At 35.6% G+C, this 18815-nt stretch carries 16 protein-coding genes; 6 read left to right on the forward strand and 10 right to left on the reverse strand.

The genetic code is table 11. The features are described 5' to 3' along the window. Positions 1 to 7: 7 nt before the first annotated feature. The 6 genes from ACF3OC_RS11025 to ACF3OC_RS11050 form a co-directional block, all read right to left on the reverse strand. Positions 8 to 4399 (reverse strand): hypothetical protein, encoded by a 4392-nt coding sequence (locus tag ACF3OC_RS11025; RefSeq protein WP_392469221.1) that lies wholly within the window; start codon positions 4397 to 4399, stop codon positions 8 to 10. 81 nt (positions 4400 to 4480) lie between these two features. Continuing rightward, entirely contained in the window at positions 4481 to 4906 is a 426-nt protein-coding gene (locus ACF3OC_RS11030; RefSeq protein ID WP_094281851.1) for a GPW/gp25 family protein, read from the reverse strand. 12 nt (positions 4907 to 4918) lie between these two features. Next, the gene (locus ACF3OC_RS11035) at positions 4919 to 5212 is read right to left on the reverse strand and encodes a PAAR domain-containing protein (RefSeq protein WP_094256662.1); all 294 of its coding nucleotides are present in this window, start codon (positions 5210 to 5212) and stop codon (positions 4919 to 4921) included. 2 nt (positions 5213 to 5214) lie between these two features. After that, positions 5215 to 6990: a type VI secretion system tip protein VgrG gene (gene vgrG / locus ACF3OC_RS11040; RefSeq protein ID WP_392469222.1), complete on the reverse strand. Its 1776-nt coding sequence runs from the start codon at positions 6988 to 6990 to the stop codon at positions 5215 to 5217. Positions 6991 to 7249: 259 nt separating this feature from the next. Further along, positions 7250 to 7834 carry a pentapeptide repeat-containing protein gene (locus tag ACF3OC_RS11045; protein WP_058699790.1) on the reverse strand — a complete coding sequence of 195 codons (585 nt, stop codon included), beginning with the start codon at positions 7832 to 7834 and terminating at the stop codon, positions 7250 to 7252. A 135-nt stretch (positions 7835 to 7969) separates the two neighbouring features. After that, entirely contained in the window at positions 7970 to 8524 is a 555-nt protein-coding gene (locus tag ACF3OC_RS11050) for a TetR/AcrR family transcriptional regulator (protein ID WP_058699789.1), read from the reverse strand. Positions 8525 to 8808: 284 nt separating this feature from the next. On the opposite strand from ACF3OC_RS11050, the gene ACF3OC_RS11055 reads away from it, so the two are divergent. From ACF3OC_RS11055 to ACF3OC_RS11080, 6 genes are all read left to right on the forward strand, one after another. Further along, complete coding sequence (locus ACF3OC_RS11055; protein ID WP_058700049.1) at positions 8809 to 9654, forward strand: RteC domain-containing protein; 846 nt, start codon at positions 8809 to 8811, stop codon at positions 9652 to 9654. 250 nt (positions 9655 to 9904) lie between these two features. Then, a complete protein-coding gene (locus ACF3OC_RS11060; RefSeq protein ID WP_058699788.1) occupies positions 9905 to 10252 on the forward strand; it encodes a helix-turn-helix domain-containing protein in 348 nt (115 codons plus the stop codon). A gap of 11 nt (positions 10253 to 10263) precedes the next feature. Further along, positions 10264 to 10572: a helix-turn-helix domain-containing protein gene (locus ACF3OC_RS11065; protein WP_058699787.1), complete on the forward strand. Its 309-nt coding sequence runs from the start codon at positions 10264 to 10266 to the stop codon at positions 10570 to 10572. A gap of 88 nt (positions 10573 to 10660) precedes the next feature. Continuing rightward, a complete protein-coding gene (locus ACF3OC_RS11070; protein ID WP_058699786.1) occupies positions 10661 to 12115 on the forward strand; it encodes a DUF3945 domain-containing protein in 1455 nt (484 codons plus the stop codon). 19 nt (positions 12116 to 12134) lie between these two features. Then, complete coding sequence (gene topB / locus ACF3OC_RS11075; RefSeq protein WP_058699785.1) at positions 12135 to 14219, forward strand: type IA DNA topoisomerase; 2085 nt, start codon at positions 12135 to 12137, stop codon at positions 14217 to 14219. After that, positions 14216 to 15091, forward strand: coding sequence for an ORF6N domain-containing protein (locus ACF3OC_RS11080; protein ID WP_058699784.1), 876 nt, complete (start codon positions 14216 to 14218; stop codon positions 15089 to 15091). Before topB ends, ACF3OC_RS11080 begins: the two co-directional genes overlap by 4 nt. Before the next feature lie 75 nt (positions 15092 to 15166). Here the strand turns inward: ACF3OC_RS11080 and ACF3OC_RS11085 are convergent, their stop codons facing one another. The 4 genes from ACF3OC_RS11085 to ACF3OC_RS11100 all read right to left on the reverse strand — a co-directional run bounded on the left by ACF3OC_RS11085 (position 15167) and on the right by ACF3OC_RS11100 (position 18630). Beyond that, entirely contained in the window at positions 15167 to 16399 is a 1233-nt protein-coding gene (locus tag ACF3OC_RS11085; protein WP_059344605.1) for an IS256 family transposase, read from the reverse strand. 79 nt (positions 16400 to 16478) lie between these two features. After that, on the reverse strand, positions 16479 to 16655 hold the full coding sequence (locus ACF3OC_RS11090; RefSeq protein ID WP_058699783.1) for a histone H1: 177 nt from the start codon (positions 16653 to 16655) through the stop codon (positions 16479 to 16481). Positions 16656 to 16736: 81 nt separating this feature from the next. Next, positions 16737 to 17987: a beta-ketoacyl-ACP synthase II gene (gene fabF / locus ACF3OC_RS11095; protein ID WP_058699782.1), complete on the reverse strand. Its 1251-nt coding sequence runs from the start codon at positions 17985 to 17987 to the stop codon at positions 16737 to 16739. A 55-nt stretch (positions 17988 to 18042) separates the two neighbouring features. Continuing rightward, a complete protein-coding gene (locus tag ACF3OC_RS11100; protein WP_058699781.1) occupies positions 18043 to 18630 on the reverse strand; it encodes a TetR/AcrR family transcriptional regulator in 588 nt (195 codons plus the stop codon). Positions 18631 to 18815: the final 185 nt, after the last annotated feature.

Below are 18815 nucleotides of genomic sequence, written 5' to 3' on the forward strand. Positions count from 1 at the left end.
TTTCTAACTAAGCATTCATATTCTTACAATAATTCTCGATAGGAACCGGTATGTTGTTACAAGGAATTGCTTCCTTATCACTAGCCCATCGTTCGCAATCTTGCTGATCTATTTTTACATCAATATTTCCAGCGATTAGAATAGATCGCGGTGATATAGGACATACAACTTTAGCCGAAGAATTACTTACCGGGGTAAGCTCCGAATTATCGATTTCATGTTGCATTTTTATTCCCAATATATAATCGAGGTAGTTCCTGGACTCCAGAAAACCAACAATATCCGATCGATAAATACACTGACCAAAGGTTAATTTATCATATTGACCTATTGCCCAGGGAGCTAAGAACTCTCGCAGGTCTTGTTTTAGTTTTTCCTGGAAAAAGGCTTCGTCCATGCCCTTCAATAGTTTAACATGGATACAAAAATGAACGGCTTCGTATCGAGGATTCATTATTTTTAACCTGACAAAAGGCGACGAACATTGTTGAAAATACCGTTGTATATTTTCGAGTAGACTGACAGGCACCTTTGGTTCAAACAATTGGGATGCTTTTAATTTATTTAAATCAGGAATTACTGCCAGAATAATATATCCTGGAGCCATTGGTATATCATTTTCATAGATTCTAGCATCCAATGCAAAACTATGGTTGATACATTTGACTTTAAATAATTCAGGGAAAGCCTCTAAGGCGATACGTTCATAGTCGAATTTTTGAATAGCCCTACCTTTATGTTTTAAGAGTTCGCTTATTCGAATGTAAAAATGTCCTTCTTCTTCGGGGATTCTACCGCCGAAGGAATCATAGGGTTGAGAAACAGATTTGACAGCTGCATCAGCATTCAGCAGTTTAGCAATTGATCCGGCTGGCAACCCTTGGTTCAGACGTAGTTTATCATTTTCGGCATTATTGGTAAATGTAGCTTGAACAGCTTGGCAGTGAATTCCAATAGTTTCACTGATGGATCGACTATTTTTAGGTACTGAAGCTTTTATCCAAAATAAACCTTCTGGTAGAACACTATTATCTGCAGATATATTTCCTGGAATAGCGAATTTAATGATACCGGAAGTTGTTAATCCATGGGTATCATCATCTAAAATTTCGAATCCATTTCTCAAATCCTTCCATACATTATTTTCTAAATAATGCCATTCCAAAGCTTGTCTTTCTGCTTCTGAATCTGCGGTAGCTTCTGCCAATTGAAACAATATATTAAGATTACTACCAGGAATTAAGTCCTTAATTCCTAAAAACAAAGTTCCTTCATCACAGAAGCTTGGAAATAATGAAGTTCCATTTTTAAATTGTTCTTTTTTATAAGTTCCGGAAAAAGGATATAAATGAACGATTTCAATATCTTGCATTTCCGCAGTTGCAGAGTAATCTAATTCTAACTTACTAATTATGGGGGTCCAAGGTTCATTAGGAATAATGGCCTGAACTTTATCATTTTTTATGATGATCTCACGAATTAGGGATATTTTATCCTGTAGATTTACCACATCCCCAGTTAGGTTTCTATTGTTCCAATGACCAAAAACTGGTTCATAGACAGTGCCTCGAATATCATCTGCTGGAGAAACGTCAATCGGATTCCCAAAAACTCCAATTTTAGATATAATCCCCGAAGAAGGATTATTTACTTTATCAGTTACTTGTATTGAAATGTTTTTTGCGATATCTAAGTCAGCGAGAATAGTAGCAGTACTGAATACAATTAATCCAGCACTAGGATGATAATAAATGGCATCCTCAAGTTTACTATCGGGCAGCTTTCCTAATGCCATCATCTGTCGTGCTAATACATAGGAATAAACTTTATGACAAAAATCCTGAACCTGAAGATTAATTTTCAAAAATCCATTTCTAAGCCCAGATTCATATTGTTCAATCAAGGGATCTGGGGATACAAAGCGTTGATTTAAAGTGAAGAAATCTTTATTTAAATATATACTCTGCGAAAAAACCTTTTCACCATCACAATTAGTACTATTATAAGGGTCAAATAGCCTTCTATTATGATAAGTTTTTCCTTGAATTATCGCCTGATGAGTTGATAAAGATGCTGATGTGTGCGCATTTTCTTTGACCCATTTTCCATTCTCCAGAATAGACAGGTTAATTAGAAATTTATTCTCATCCAGGCCAAATTCAGCTCCATCTTTCAGGTAACCTTTATAATAATCACGAAAACTAAATGGTCTATCTTTCCAATTGAATTTGACATGGATATCATTCCATTTCTTACAGAACAATTCCTGACTACCAATATAAAAATCAGGCCCAATAAGGTTCAGAGAAGTATTAACATTATCTGACGGAGGATTCTTAATATCAAAATCTATAACTTCTGGACGAACACCAAAAGGATAGATTGGAGCTTTTACATTTTGTAGGCTTTCACTATTTTGAACAATAATATTCTTCAATCCACAAACGCTAACATCAATTTTTGTAGAGGTAGAATTTGTAAGGCGAATACTCCGAAAAAAGTGATAAAGGGATAAGTATTGAATACTTTCTATTTGTTCTCGGAGGCAAAATAATTTATCATTAATAACCGAGGGTTCCACAGGGATTTTCACCCGCTCATCCAATAAAACCCTAACTACCGGAGATTTACTGATAATACCTTCTTTTAAGATTTCATTATCATAGGCCACGATAGATTCCTCCGCCTCGGTTAAGACGGCAGAAATCGTAATTTCAAATTCCCCATTACTGTTTATTGGAGATAATGAAATTTGCACAGGATTTATTGGATCGATCCAAGATTTTGGACCTGAAAATGAAATATTAAAAGCTTTTATGGGTTTAAAAATATCCTTTAATAGCTTGATATCCGCTGCATTGGAAATTAGTTCATGATACTCCCCTACTGAAATCACTTTCTCAAATAACTGCTTATCCAAAAAATGATAACATGAAGTCTGCTTACTAAGTGGGTTATCGTCCCTTAAAACAGATTCCAATTTTTCTTTAAGGTTCTTACTAATTCCTTTTTTAATGGCTAAGGCAATCAAATCCCGATTTATTGGATAAAAACGGTCATTAATTACAGTTTTCACCTGTTCATAAAATTGGTTAGCAATGGCAATATCCGTACAATTTTCATTTATTTGACAGGCCAGCTTTATATTAATTTTACGCATTCCTTCCTGAAGGAATAAAACATCAGAGGCAAGGATAAAACCTATTCTGGCTCTTTGATTGGCCCTTACGAATTTATTTTCTGGATCTATATATTTACTTAAGGCGGAACCTAGCGTGGACCAACTGGCGATTTGATCAGCAGGAAATGGTTTTTCAAGACCATCTGCCATAGTCGCGTTGCTTGCCATGTAAACGCCTTCGAGGTAAAGTTTTTTATTACTCTCCTGATTATTAAGAAACAAGGTCCTTTTATCAACGATTTTTGCTCTATTAACAACGATTTGATTATTTAACGAAAACTGAATTTCAACCTTATTGGCATCCTTACTGTCTTTAACGAGCAAACCTTGTTCTAGCAAATAGCTTTGAACCTGGTTTTGCAATTCGAAAATCAAATGAACCTTATCTGGCTGGGCAGATTTAGATTTTAGTAGTAAAACTTCCTTATAGAAAAAATCAAGATGTTTCTTGGTAAAGGAATTCAGGTCATTTTGAACATGTTTAAAGAGCTTCAAAAAGGTAAATAACAAGGCCAAATGAGGACTCAGTTTTTCTTTAAATTCTTCTTGAAGTGGGAGAAAACTAGATTCTAGACTTTCTTCTGCTGAGCCTTTTGAGATATCAATCACTGAAAGAAAAGATTCTGCTATCGCAATAATTTGATTTTTCAAATAGATGCGTCTTTCTCTTTTTGTTTTTCCAGTTTCTTTAAAGCTTTCCCAATTTTGAATCGAGAAAAGATTATTCAAATCGAGATTCCAACTAGGATTATCGATAAATGACATGAGATTCAATGGTTTATTCTGCAACCATTTGCCAGCAGAATTTATCTGAATAATAAAAAGTTTTAATGAATCAGATAGTTTGTCCTTAACCAGTTTATTTAGGCTGAGTGAAATTGGCAACTCAGATTCTGATAGTTTTAAGGTCCATAAATTAATGGGTTTTATGATCGCCTGAAAAACATAATTGAAAATCAATTGGAGACTCACCTTCGAAGGGTCCTTTTCAAATAAGAACTGATAGAAGCCAAGTTTTTCTCTTATTTTCTGGGTATCATATTTAATAATCGATGTGACGGTAAATGGAAGATTATTTTGGAAGAAAGGTTGCCAATCCGACACATTCAATTGAGGGTCATAATAATTGATATGACGTGATAATTTTTCAAAATAATCCAATAAATCAGCTAATTTTCGTGCATCAATCTGGGCTGAGCTAGACAACAGATCATCCATAACCCGTTGTCTTTGGCTCGTTCCGGGATCATTTAAAAAGGGATGTATCAAGTCTTTACACAGCATGGCTTCGAAGATTAATTAGATTGATTTCAGGGCTTCATTTAAGTAATAGTCATATACATAATTGAATCTTGAATTTGTTCCTGGAACAGAATATTCAAGACTGATGGTAAATCGACCTTCTATGAGGTCCATAGAATCAGCAGGGCTGATTTCAATTTGTTCAACACGGATTCGGGGTTCATAAAATAAGATGGCATTTTTAACCCGGTCTTTGAGATAACCAATTACGGAGCTATTTAGGGTTTCAAATACATAATCTGTCAGATCACATCCATACTGAGGTTGCATAACCCTTTCACCCAATGCGGTAGAAAGCAGGATATTTAAACTTTGGTCAATATCTTCAGTACCAGAAACCATTTCAACATTATTAGAAATATTATTGAATTCTGGTGGGAAGGACCATCCAGTTCCTAAAAATGATTTGAATGAATTTTCCATAGTCATGTGTTTTTATCCTCCAATTTGCACGGTTGGTAATCCTAATACGATTGTTCCTCCATGGGCTGTCAAATCTCCTTGTCTAGCGGCAGGTTTTCCACCTATGAGTACTGTTGCTGACCCTTGAACAATATTGTCAGGAGCTCCAGTACACAGCAGCAAATCACCAAGAACTGCTGCTGGGATTCCTCCAATCAAAACGGTTGGTACACCAGGGCCAAGAATAGGTCCACCAATATGTGGAACAGGTCCTGGGCTAACCATTGGACAGATATGCATATCATTTATTCTTGCTGCAGATGCCATAATTAGTTTATTTTCACCATTGAACCTTTTATTTCAGCGACACCAGTTGCAGATATTTTTGCCATTGAGGCAGAAACATTGACATTGGTGTCGGATTTGAGATTCATTGTTTTTCCGATCACACTTAATTTTGTTCCAGCCGTAATTTTTAGTTCTGTTCCGGCTTTTAATTCAATTTTCTTTGGACTTTCAATAAGAATTCCATTGTTGTCCATTACTATTTTATTTTGATTTTGATCTTGTATCTCGATCTTTTTTCCATCTTCATCTAGAATAATACTATTTCCGGCAGGGGTATCAATTGTGATCGTTTTGCTGGAATCATTAAAGTGAATTCTCATTTTACTACGTGAGAAAAAGCCTTTCTCATCATTTGCATCTGATCCTTTCAGGGGTGCAGGTTTCGCACTACTATTCAGCATTCCCAGCATCACGGCATGTCTTGGATCATTATTGATAAATCCGACGATTATTTCATCATCGATTTCAGGTCTAAAGAAAGTCCCTCTTTCATTTCCAGCATCCAGACAATTAACCCTTACCCAGGTTCCATTGGAACTATTATCGATAATTGGAATCTTAACCAGAATGCGATCTTCGCCTTCAGGGTCGTTTTCTAATTGTAAAACCTTTCCAATTTGAAGACCTTCAATAGCACCTAATAAGCCAGATGCAGAATGGGCATTTATATCCGTATACTGGGTGCAATAATTATTGGAATTGAGTCCAAATTGGATATGAGTATACCAAGTTCCATCACCCATATCTTGGCGTACAGCGGTCACATAAGCATTACCATTAAAACGATCAGATACGGATGCGATTTTCACCATATCACCGGGTTTAATATTTTCAAATCCTGTAAACCGAGCACGACCTTGAATTTTAGACAAACGACTTCGCATCATCGTGCCTTCGGCCCAAGCTTTTAATTCTTCTTCTAAAAGTTGTCCACTATGTTGTAATTGATATTTATCAAGTTTATTTTTCTCTGCCAGGAAAGAACTTTCCACATTTCCTTGTTCGATAAAGTCCTTTGCATTCTCTATTTCTTCAGAAGCAATCTTTTGGTTTTTATAATCCCAAGCATTCGCTTCCACCTTAGCCCATTGATTTTTAATATCCATTTCTGCTTCGAACTCCACAATGGAAGATCCGTAAGTCAACTGCATTACAGGGTCCGCATCAGTTTTCGGGAATTCAATCTTTACCTCTCCATTACTTACATTGATTAATTGTCCATTGGCCTCTGCTCGTAGGAGCAAAAAATCCCAATCCGTTAAATGATGTTGAATTATTTCTTTATGTGGAACCTTAGTGGATTCTACACTGGATGTTAAGTCAGCGTAGGATTTGATTATACTTTCCATGATTCCATCATCCTTTTCATTAAGAAAATATTTACTTCGGCGAGATAATGTCATTTGTATGGCATTATCCCGACATTCTATATATAATTGGGAATTACCATTTTCTTTTACTTTAACTTGCTGCTTAGTAATTATTCCTTTAAAAGCAGTTTTGTTGTCACTATCAAATCCAAGCTTGATTACAATTTGATTTCCTGGAACAAAATCTTCTTTATTACTAAGTTCAAAATTCCCCAATGCAGCATCACCATCCTTCAATAATATTCGAGCGACAGGTATTCTATTGATTTCCTTTTCAATTGAAATACTAAGCAATTCATAGGATGAATCCATAAGCTGTTCATTCAAATAAATTTCGAAACTTACAGTATCATGCTGCGAAGGATTATGAATTAGAAGTTCTTCCATTAGTTTGCTTTTTTAAAAAAAAAAATCAATTAGGACCAAAGCGGTTAATTAAGAGCGAATTAGGCAGTGTGAAATTATTATTGGTAATGATTTAGTAATGGTGCTTACTGCATTCATTTATATTCAAATTCCTTGTAACTCAATTACAAAAGTACAAAAAATAAAGCAATGAATCACTGGAAAAGCAATTACTTGGTACAGCATGCTTCAGTGATAATTATCAGATAATTCAACGGGTTATGATTGGTCAAATAATTTATTAGCTGTCATAATCTATATCCAAATTATGTCTGTATAAAAGACCTACAAGGTTAAGTGCCGAAAACTTCGCTTTTTTCATCTTGTTAACGTCTGGGTCTATAGCAAAATTTACTGCTGTCCTGAAATCTGTTTTTTCTAGAATAGAATTAGAGAATATAGCAGAGGAAAGGTCACATCCTAAAAATTCAGAGGCCGTCAGATCAGCCTCACCAAATTCAACGTCTTTTAATGTACAGTTCTTGAAAGTAGTTTTTCGAAGCTTTGTTCCAAAAAAATTACTGTAGTCTAAATGACATTCCGTAAACGAAAACGAAAACGCAAACTTGCTACATCTTGCAAAGTCTACCCCCAGCATTTTGCACCCAATAAATACAGCATTCCTGAATCCGGTTCCGTCAACGTCCACCATTGAAAAGTTACATTGTTTAAAAGTGCAATCTTCAAAATTATTGTCCTTTAGATCACTCTTGTTAAAATCACAACTGACAAATTCACACTTTATGAATTCTCTGTTTCTCAGTTTCTTTTCAGAGTAATTTATACCGGAAAATATTTTGTCTTGATGAATTACGGTTTCTTCCATTTTATATATTTTATATCCAAACAAGTTTAATTTTAAATATCAACAGTTTTAAGTAAGCACTTGAGAATCATTTTATTTGTTTTGTGATTCAATATATTATCCATTAATTGGTGTTAATACCTAATAAAGAATCGGTTACTTTAATTGCTGTAAAAAATTTAAAACCTTGGGTTTATCTTTTTCAGTAAGGTGTATACTACCCATATTTTCTGAGTACCAGATAGCATCTGCCACCAGAAAAACAATAGTACTATGTATGCTCAACTCCTCTCCATCGGTTGGCAAAATGTGAAGATTGTACCAATCTTCCCATTGTAGGCGATACTTGGAGTTAATCATGATTGCTTGGAGAATGATTCGCATTGTTTTAGCGTATTTTTCATCATTTTTCTTTTCTAAGATAAATTTCAGATAAGCAAAAGCACCATCCTTATCGACATTTTGATCTCTGTATTTTTTTACTTTATCCGTAAGGTTAATCAGGCTTTGATTTACTAGCTCATCCAGTAATTCTTCCTTATTCCTAAAATGATGGATAATCCCTCCTTTACTCAAACCTGTCCAATCAGCAATAGATTGAAAAGTTACGTGGTGCCAGTCTGATTCTGATCCAATGTGAATAGCCGCGTCGATAATCAACTGCTTACTTAATTCCGGTTCCTTTTTTCGGGTATATGAGCTATTTTCCAAATTATATCTTTATAGTTTATAACAAGCAACATTTGCAAAGATACCGAACGTTTGGTTTGTTTTGACATCGAATCATTAATTATTTTAAATACTTTTTCATTAACAGTTATGTCCTTTAATAAGACATGTCCTCATGGTGTTTTTCTGATTAAAACATAAAAATATTGCTACTAGAAATGGATAAAAATTTCCCAAGTTGGTTAGTACTTGGGAAATTTTCTCGTTTATAATAACAAATTTTGTAAAATATGGAAGAGACTATCTAATTTCTAAATATGTCACTTATGAGAATATCCCTGCCAAATATTATTGCTGAAATAAACAGTAAAGAGAGTAGATTATCCTCAGAGTTATCTCTGATTGTAGAAGAAGCCTACCAAATGACGATTTTTTTGCAAGATTTACTTCTCTCTGTGAAAGATTATGTAATCTCAAACGGATTTAAAAACAACGAAGAAGAAATTGATTTCTTCCGAAACATCAAACCATATATTTTAGGAAAATTAATCTACTACAATAAGCTGTTTAGAATAGAAACCGTTTGTCCAGTCAATGAAGGTGAGATCTATCATAAGTACTTTTCTAAGCATCTTGAAAAATTGAAGATAGATTACAGTGAGCACATCTGTAATTCTGATTTTTATAGATACTATCGTTCAGGCAGGGTTGACAGAGATGATTTATACTTCAGGTTAGGTAATGTTAATTGTTATGATGGATTAAATAGTATTGCTTTTGAAATCGATTTACAATTCTCAACTTACTATGACTACAAAATTGCCAAAATCATTTCAAATGATTTGCTATATTCTTATTTAATAAATAAGATAGCCCCTGATGATAATACAGGTATAAAACTGGATCATATAGATTCTATAAAAGAATTAACATGGACAAACTCAAAAAATGCACTTATTGAACTAATTTATGCAATACATGCGTCAGGAACAATTTGTCATGGCAAAATTGGGATTAGAAAGCTCGGCTTGATCTGTCAGATACTTTTTAAAATTCCTCTTAACGATGTACATCATGCATTTCATAGAATGAAAACTAGGAGTGGTTCGCGAACTACATTTTTAGATCAGCTTAAAATATCTCTTGAAGAATATATGGATAAAGATCTATAGTTACTTCGATACACCAATCTTAAAAGCAGTACCCTAAACGTACTGCTTTTTTCTTTACCCATATTTGCCAATTGGCAAATGTTCACAAACCGTTATTGCTGATGCTTTCATGTATTCTTAATGCCTAACAACTAGGTGTTTATATGATTCAAGAAAATTTAAAAAAAACTCCAAACCAATTGGCAGAGCTTGGCAGACAATACCAGCCAGACAATCCAACTTTGTATCGTAATTAATAAATACGTGTACAATGAAAATTATAACAATCGAAGAAGAAGCGTGGAAACAGCTCAATGAGCGGTTAAAGGCAATTAATGATTTTATCCTGAAATCAGAAGATACCAGCTATGATAGCCTCTGGCTGAACAACCATGAAGTATGTCAGTATCTCCATATTAGTGAAAAAACACTTTGGCGAATACGTACAAAAGGAGAAATAGCTTATTCCAAAATGTATGGACAGTATTTCTATACCATTGGAGCTATAAAAGATATGCTTAATGCCAATGCCGTACAGACCAGCGATGAATATGTACAGGAGCTTATGGCTAAAGGCAAGAGTTACATTGAGAAAGGTAGAAAACTAAAGAATTCTTAAAGGACTACATTATGAATATAGATAGAATAGAATTTATATCGTGGATGGAACGCATTATGGATCGTTTCGATATGCTAAAAGATAGCTTAACAGATATTGAAAAAAAGAAAAACACCATAGATGGTGAAGTATTATTAGATAATCAGGATTTACTTCAGATGCTTAAAATCAGTAGTCGTTCTTTACAACGTTATCGTTCTTCTGGCAAGTTACCATACTATACAATCAGCGGTAAATTATATTACAAATTAACTGACGTACATCAGTTTGTAAGAGAAAGCTTCAATACTCCATTGCACCGTACTAAAGACAGCAAGTGACAAATAATGCCCCTAAAGGACGCTTTGGTCATACCTTTTTGTGTATAGGTTATTTTCGAAAAGATAACAGTTTTAAAACAATAAAATTATGAGTGAAGAAACAATAGATAGTCCGCAATTACCGGATCAATTATCGGAAACACTTTTGGTATTGGACAAAGAAAAAAACAGGATTCAGGTTGTCAAAGGAATTGATAAAGACGGCAATCTCAAAACTGTAGAGCCAAATGAGAAAAACCAAAATCAGTTTATGCGTGTGGATAAACACGGAGATATGTTTTCTAACTTCTTTTCCAATTTTTTCCGTCAACTGAAGAATCCTACCCATTTTAAATTTTTTAAAGTACCAGCTGATGAAGCAATTGATACGGCAAAAAAAATGCAGCAACAGATTGATACACCTACTAAAGAAGGGGAATCAGTAATGGCAAAGCATGAGGTAAAAGAACCAGAGTTAAAACAAGAAAATCATAAAAATATGGAAACAACACAAAAAACTCCGGAAACAGGCGAATACCGTTTCAAGCCGGAACAGATTGATTGGGAAATGATGAACAATCTTGGATTGAGCAAAGAATATCTGGAAAAGAGAAACTTGCTTGATCCTCTTTTAAAAGGATATAAAACCAATGAATTGGTAACAGTTACGCTAAACCTCGGAACTGCTGTTTCCCGTCCTGAAGGCAGGTTGTCTTTACAGCCCGGCGAAGATGGCAAAGCTGTTATGCTTATCCATAGCGTAAGAAAAGAACCTCAATTAAACTTCCCTTTCTTTGGGCATGAATTCAGCAAAGAGGATAAAGAGAATCTGATTAAAACAGGCAATATGGGGCGAACTGTTGATCTTAAAAACCCTAAAACAGGTGAAACAATACCTTCCATTATAAGTGTAGATAGACTAACCAATGAGCTTATTGCTCTGCGGACAGATAAGATTAAAGTACCTGATGAACTAAAAGGCGTACAATTGAATGAGCAGCAGAAACAAACTCTTATGGAGGGTAAGCCACTATTGATTGAGGGAATGATCTCAAAAAAAGGTACTTCATTCGATGCTACAGTTCAATTCAATGCCGACAAACGTTATGTAGAGTTTTTATTTGATAGAACCACCAACAATAAGCAGACACAAAATCAGCAGCAAACACAATTACAAGGTACTTCTCAGGAAGCTCCGCGAAATTTCCGAGGAAAAGAACTGGATGACAAACAGTACGAGAAATTCAAAGAAGGTCAAACTGTATATGTAGATGGATTACTGGATAAAAAAGGCCAGAAATATCAGGGTTATATAACTTTTGACAAGGAAACAGGCAAAACAGGCTTTTCGTTTAACAACCCTGATAGGTTGAAAGAAAAAATCCAACCTGTTGAAGCACATAAAACTCAGACAGCTGTTAATTCTCAGGGAAAAACTAATGAGGCTACAAAAAATTTAAAAGAGCCTTTAAAGACAGGGCAGAAAAACCCTGACAGTAAGACGCAACAAGAGCAACAGGAAAAGCCAAAAGCTCCCGCTAAATCCAAAGGCAAAAAAATGTAAATCTCCAAAATAGCAAAATATGAAAGTAGTAATAGCAGAAAAGCCAAGTGTTGCAAGAGAGATTGCCACAATATTGGGTGCAACAGAAAAGAAAGAAGGATTCTTGACAGGTAATGGGTTTTACGTTACCTGGGCATTTGGGCATTTGGTTGCTTTGGGAATGCCTGAAGATTATGGTATCTCAGGTTTTCAAAGAGAATCCTTACCAATGCTTCCTAATCCCTTTTTATTGACAGTAAGGAAAATCAAAAAAGGCAAATCGTACGTACCTGATAACGGAGCTTTAAAACAGTTAAAAATTATTGAGCAGGTTATCAGTAAAAGCGAAAGTATCATTGTAGCTACTGATGCCGGACGTGAAGGGGAATTGATATTTCGTTATATATACGATTACTTTAAATGCAATAAACCTTTTGAGCGTCTTTGGATAAGTTCTTTGACCGAAAAAGCCATTAAACACGGTTTAGAAAACCTAAAACCTGGTAGTGACTTTGATGGACTTTACCATGCCGGACAAGGCAGAAGTCGTGCCGACTGGTTAGTGGGCATCAATGCTTCACAAGCATTGAGTATTGCCGCTGGGCATGGTGTATATTCGCTTGGACGAGTGCAAACACCCACATTAGCCCTCATCTGTAAAAGGTATCTGGAAAATAGAAACTTCTCAATAAAAACTTATTGGCAGATAAATCTGGAACATCATAAGGAATCAATAGATTTCAAAAGTCTTTCAAAAACTAAATGGGACGATAAAAAGCTAGCTGAAGACATACTGAAATCGTTACAGCGTATTGGAATAGCTAGAGTGATTGAAGCAGAGAGTAAAAAGATAGCAGAGCAACCGCCTCTATTGTTCGATCTGACAGGATTACAAAAAGAAGCTAATAAAAAACTTGGACTCTCTGCGGATGAAACGCTTAACATTGCTCAAAGCCTTTACGAAAAGAAACTGATTACCTATCCGCGTACAGGTAGTAAATATATTCCTGAAGATCTATGGGCTGAAATCCCTGGTCTAGTAAGACTACTAGAAAACAGAGAATCGTGTAAGGAAGCCAGCAAAAAAGTGAAATGGGGACGTTTCAATAAACGTATGGTGAACGATGTCAAAGTAACGGATCATCATGGTTTACTCATTACTGAAAAAATACCCGCTGAATTACCTGCCAAAGAAAATGCAATTTATGATATGATAGCTTTCAGATTATTGGAAGCCATCTCACATCCATGCTCCAAAGAAATAACAGATATTACCTTACAAGTAATACATTATGATTTTATTTTGAAAGGTTGTAAAATTCTTGAACCGGGTTGGCGTGCTATTCGTGGAAATTTTAGTGAGGATGACAGTGAGCCTATACAAGATATCCCCGAACTGAAAGTTGGTGAAGAAGTTAATATCAAAAGTATGCAGGTAATAGAAAAGAAAACTAAACCTCCTGTATTGTACACCGAAGCCGGATTGTTATCAGCAATGGAAAGTGCTGGGAGGGAAATTGAGAGTGAAGAGGAACGTAAAATTTTACAGGGGATTGGTATTGGCACCCCAGCTACAAGAGCAGCTATAATAGAAACTCTTTTTAAGCGTGACTATATTCGTCGCGAAAAGAAATCACTCATCCCAACAGAAAAAGGTTTGCAGGTTTATGATTTAGTTAAAGACAAAAAGATTGCTGATGTTGCTATGACCGCAGAATGGGAGTTAACATTACAGCAAATTGAAAATGATCAAGAAGATGCCACCATATTTCTTAAAGAAATGGAGTTATATGCAGATTTTATTACAAAGGAACTATTAGAATCTACTATTGTAAAACAGAAACAACCTGAACTGGAATGTCCAAAATGTAAACAACAGCAACTCCTCATTTGGAATAAGGTGATAAAATGTCCCGATGAAGTTTGTAATTGGATACAGTTTCGTAATGTTTGCGGAGTATTATTGAGTACCAATGATATTGAAAGTCTTTTAAAAACACGAAGAACAAAACTCATAAAAGGAATGCAAAGTAAATCAGGCAAAAAATTCGATGCATACATTGTGTTGGATACAACCGGAAAAAGCTCTTTCGAATTTCCACCCAATAAACAAAAAAAGAAATGAGTAATATAATCCTGTCCAAAAAAGAAATAGAAAAACTGATTTTCACCATTCGAGATAAACACGTAATGCTGGATAGCGATCTGGCTTCCTTATATCAGGTAGAAACTAAGAACCTAAATAAAGCCGTGAAAAGGAACATCGAAAGATTTCCACAATCGTTTTGTTTTCAGTTAACCGAAGAGGAAGCTGAAAACTTGAGGTTCCAGATTGGAACCTCAAGTTTAAACTATGGTGGAAGACGTTATTTACCCTATGCTTTTACCGAGCAAGGTGTGGCAATGGCTTCCGCCATTCTTCGTTCGTCTACAGCGATTAAGGTCAGTGTTGAGATTATGGAAGCCTTTGTAGAAATGCGTAGAATACTCATCAGTAATGCTTCTTTGTTTCATCGTTTGGATAAAATGGAACTGAAACAGTTGGAAACCGATCAAAAATTTGAAGAGATATTCAAAGCTCTGGAAAGTGACAAGCTACACATTGAAAAAGGGATTTTCTATAGTGGACAGGTTTTCGATGCCTACGCCTTTGTATCAGATATTATTCGAAGTGCTAAAGAGTCCATTATCTTGCTTGACAATTATGTGGATGATACTGTACTTACGCTACTAGGTAAACGAGAACAATCTGTAACCGCAACAATCTATACCAAAAGCATCAGCAATCAGCTTCGGTTGGATTTACAAAGGTACAACAGTCAATATCCCCGTATTGAAGTTGAAGTTTTTGCCGATAGCCACGACCGCTTATTAATTATTGACAGTACGGAACTTTACCACATTGGGGCTTCGCTTAAAGACCTGGGCAAAAAATGGTTCGCATTTTCACGAATGAATATAGAAGTGAGCAAAATTCTTCAGGTACTTAACAAATAACAAACCCTCCGAATATGGAGGGTTTTGTCATTATTATGGGGAGTGTAACTCAAACTGTGTCATTGGATTTAAATCTTAAAAACCTCTTTCTAATTTGAGTCTATCCCCAAATCTAATATAAAGTTGGGATATGGTCAAGCCCCAGTTATGCATTGGCATCGTCCATTTTTTTGCAATATCTTTAATAATTAAATACATCAATTTCATGAGCGCCTGTTCAGAGCTGAAAGCTCCTTTAGATTTAATAATTTTTCGTATCTGACGGTGCATTCCCTCGATTGGATTTGTGGTGTATATAATCTTGCGAACCTGATCCTCGTATTCAAAGAAAGTAGAAAGATTGGTCCAGTTATCCATCCAGGATTTGGCAGCAAGTGGGTATTTCTTGCCCCATTTTTCTTCAAAAGACAGTAGGTTTTCATATCCCATTTCTTCGTTCACAGCCTTATAGACCGGTTTTAGATCCTCCATGACAAGCTTCTTGTCTTTTTCGGTTACGTAACGCATACTTGTTCTGATCTGGTGAACAATACACAACTGGATCTTTGTTTTTGGAAAAATAGCTTCTATGGCCTCAGGGAACCCTTTTAGACCATCAATACAAGCAATAAGGATGTCTTCAACGCCACGTTGCTTTAAATCTGTAAGAACTGAAAGCCAGAACTTAGCTCCCTCATTTTCTGAGCTATAAAGACCAATCAGATCTTTTCTACCATCCATACCAACTCCCAGGATATTATAGATAGCCCTCGATTCAACAGTTCCATTCTGGCGAACCTTGATGTGCATACAGTCTAGGAATACAAAGGGATAAACAGCTTCAAGAGGCCTGCTACGCCACTCATTTACCGCTGGAAGCACGCTTTCTGTAATACGCGATATTTCTGTGGCAGAGATCTCCATTGCATACATTTCGCGTATAAACTCGCTTATCGCCCGTGTGCTCATTCCTTTGGCATACATGCTCAACACATGTCCCTCAAGCTGTTCAGTGATGATTAATTGTCTCTTAGGTACTACTTTAGGCTCGAACGTTCCCGATCTATCCCGACCTGTCTCCAGCTCAAAAGTTCCGGTATTGAGACCTCGGACTGTCTTTTTTGTCTTGCCATTTCGACGATTGCTATTGCCCGAAGCTTTCTCTTCGTTCAAGTGGTTTTCCAGTTCTCCATCCATCATCGATTCCAACAGATGCTTCATTAACGGCGCTAGGACGCCATCATTGGGAGATAAACTTTTACCTTCGTAAAGACCTTGCATAGCTTCTGCCTTGAAGCGTTCAAAGTCGAATGGGTCTTTTTCTTTCATGACCGTGTCGTTTGAATAATTGAATATAAATAATCTTATTGAATTATTCCTCTGACACAGTTTACGTTACAGTCTCTTATTATGCCTTAGAAGCATCTAAAGATGCTTTTCTAAATTCTTTTAGCAGTTTTTCAAGTTCTAAAGAGGTTTTACGAGCTCTTGTTCCTGCTGCTTTGTTTCCTTTGTCTGCCTGTAATTCAGCATCTACTTTTAACGCTTCAAATGAAGCATTGATTTTTTCGATTAGTTCTTTCATTATGATAATGGATTAAATTGTGATGCAAAAATAAAAAAATATGCTTAAAGCATTTTCATAGAGATTTCCCTACTTTGTAATTTAGTAAATGTATTTTTTTAAGATTAAAGCTCCACAATGTCCCCCAAACCCAAAGCTGTTGCTCAAGGCATAATTCACCGTTTTTGAAAACGCCTTACTACCTAAGGACAGATTTAATTCTTTTGGTATATTTTCATCAATTTCGGTCGTATTTATAGTTGGTGGAATTAAATCGGTTTTTACGCTTAAACAAGTTGAAATGGCTTCAATAGCACCTGTACCTCCCAATAAATGCCCAGTCATAGATTTTGAAGCACTTACCTGAATTTTATCAAGGTTTGATGAAAATAATTTCTCAATCGCTTTAATTTCTGATAAATCACCAAGTCCAGTCGATGTCGCATGTGCATTAACATAATCAATATTATTTGGATTTAAGTTGGCTTCTTTTATACCTTCCCTCATGGCCAAAAATGCCCCAGTTCCTTCGGGATGCGTTCCCGTAATGTGATAGGCATCTGAACTTTCTCCACCACCTACAATTTCCGCGTAAATTTTAGCTCCTCTTTTTATTGCCGAGCCTAAGCTTTCGACAATCAAAGCCCCGGCTCCTTCACCGACCACAAATCCATCACGGCTTGTATCAAAAGGCCTTGAAGCAGTACCGAAATTTTCATTATTGGTCGACATGGCCTTCATCGCGTTGAACCCGCCAATGGAAGATGCTGTTATGGGAGCTTCAGAACCGCCCGTAATAACGATATCCGCTTTGCCTAAACGGATGTAATTAAATGCCTGAATAATGCTTTGTGTAGAAGAAGCACAAGCGGTAACAGGGCAATAATTAACTCCCCTTAATCCGTAATTGATAGAAATTATACCAGACAAGCCATTAGAAATGATCTTGGTAATAAAAAATGGATTAAACTTTGGTTGAAAATTACCTTTTGCATAATCGATGACTTCATGCTCGAACGTTTCAAAGCCACCAATTCCACTGGAAAAAATGACACCTATCCGGTTTACATTCAATTTCGAAAAATCTAATTCTGCATCTTTTACAGCTTCATCTACGCAAATAAGTCCGTACTGCGTAAATCTGTCCATTTTTCTTGCTTCTTTCCGATCGAAGTAATCTAAAGCCTCATAATTCTTGATTTCACATGCAAATTTTGTCTTGAAATTTGTTGTGTCAAAACGCGTTATTTTGTCGGCACCAGAGTCTCCGTTAAGCAAGTTGTTCCAATATTCCATTGTGTTTTTTCCAATAGGAGTAATTGCTCCTAATCCTGTGATAACTACTCTTTCCATTTTTTTAATATTTACGCATATACCTACCGGTATATGCTTGTTCAAATTTTTTTATTTAAATTTTCAGACTATTAATTTCAGACTGTAAAAAATCGATGCTTTCCATCAATATTTCTGGTTTTTCAAGTGTTTTTGCTAGCAAAATACTTCCTTCAATCAGAGCAATTAACCGATATGCAAAAACACTCGCATCCAAATTTTTTATTTCATTTTTATTGGCACCATCTTCCAGTATGGAGACAATGGTCTTGTGCCAACTTTGGATTGATTTAGTGACCTCCATTTTTAGCAAATCATTTCCATCATCTGCGTCAACGGATGTATTCAAGATGGCACAACCTCCGTTTTGGAATATTGGCTTAAATTCCGTTTTGTAATGACCTAAGAATGCAATCATTTTTTCGGCTGAATGCTCTATTTGATTTATTTTGCCGAGTATTTTTTCAGATTGGAATTTGTAATTGTATCTAAAAGCTTCTACAGCAACCTCATTTTTGTCTTTGAAGTTTCCATAAATACTACCTTTTGTCAAGCCTGTTGCATCAGTCAAATCGGATAAATACGTCCCTGTATATCCCTTTTTGTTGAAAATTGAAGCTGTTTTTTCAATAATGTATTGTCGTGTTTTTTCTGATCTTACCATATTGCAAATATACCGTACGGTATTTGATTGTGCAAATTCATTATAATTTTTTTAATAGACTATTTGTCTCTTAAAATCTGGAACCTCTCAGATGATTGAAATTCTCGTTGCATATTACGCCAAATCCTACCTCTCAAAGCCAAATCCTACCACTTCTATAAAAACTTTGCCTTACTGCTCTAATT

The organism is Sphingobacterium cellulitidis, from assembly GCF_043187465.1.
In the GTDB taxonomy this organism is placed as follows: Bacteria; Bacteroidota; Bacteroidia; order Sphingobacteriales; family Sphingobacteriaceae; genus Sphingobacterium; species Sphingobacterium cellulitidis.

Excerpts from the sequence above, each read along its gene's own strand:
- ACF3OC_RS11025 (WP_392469221.1), bottom strand. The coding sequence starts at position 4,399 with ATGGATGATCTGTTGTCTAGCTCAGCCCAGATTGATGCACGAAAATTA.
- ACF3OC_RS11030 (WP_094281851.1), bottom strand. The coding sequence starts at position 4,906 with ATGGAAAATTCATTCAAATCATTTTTAGGAACTGGATGGTCCTTCCCA.
- ACF3OC_RS11035 (WP_094256662.1), bottom strand. The coding sequence starts at position 5,212 with ATGGCATCTGCAGCAAGAATAAATGATATGCATATCTGTCCAATGGTT.
- vgrG (WP_392469222.1), bottom strand. The coding sequence starts at position 6,990 with ATGGAAGAACTTCTAATTCATAATCCTTCGCAGCATGATACTGTAAGT.
- ACF3OC_RS11045 (WP_058699790.1), bottom strand. The coding sequence starts at position 7,834 with ATGGAAGAAACCGTAATTCATCAAGACAAAATATTTTCCGGTATAAAT.
- ACF3OC_RS11055 (WP_058700049.1), top strand. The coding sequence starts at position 8,809 with ATGAGAATATCCCTGCCAAATATTATTGCTGAAATAAACAGTAAAGAG.
- ACF3OC_RS11060 (WP_058699788.1), top strand. The coding sequence starts at position 9,905 with ATGAAAATTATAACAATCGAAGAAGAAGCGTGGAAACAGCTCAATGAG.
- ACF3OC_RS11065 (WP_058699787.1), top strand. The coding sequence starts at position 10,264 with ATGAATATAGATAGAATAGAATTTATATCGTGGATGGAACGCATTATG.
- ACF3OC_RS11070 (WP_058699786.1), top strand. The coding sequence starts at position 10,661 with ATGAGTGAAGAAACAATAGATAGTCCGCAATTACCGGATCAATTATCG.
- topB (WP_058699785.1), top strand. The coding sequence starts at position 12,135 with ATGAAAGTAGTAATAGCAGAAAAGCCAAGTGTTGCAAGAGAGATTGCC.
- ACF3OC_RS11080 (WP_058699784.1), top strand. The coding sequence starts at position 14,216 with ATGAGTAATATAATCCTGTCCAAAAAAGAAATAGAAAAACTGATTTTC.
- ACF3OC_RS11085 (WP_059344605.1), bottom strand. The coding sequence starts at position 16,399 with ATGAAAGAAAAAGACCCATTCGACTTTGAACGCTTCAAGGCAGAAGCT.
- ACF3OC_RS11090 (WP_058699783.1), bottom strand. The coding sequence starts at position 16,655 with ATGAAAGAACTAATCGAAAAAATCAATGCTTCATTTGAAGCGTTAAAA.
- fabF (WP_058699782.1), bottom strand. The coding sequence starts at position 17,987 with ATGGAAAGAGTAGTTATCACAGGATTAGGAGCAATTACTCCTATTGGA.
- ACF3OC_RS11100 (WP_058699781.1), bottom strand. The coding sequence starts at position 18,630 with ATGGTAAGATCAGAAAAAACACGACAATACATTATTGAAAAAACAGCT.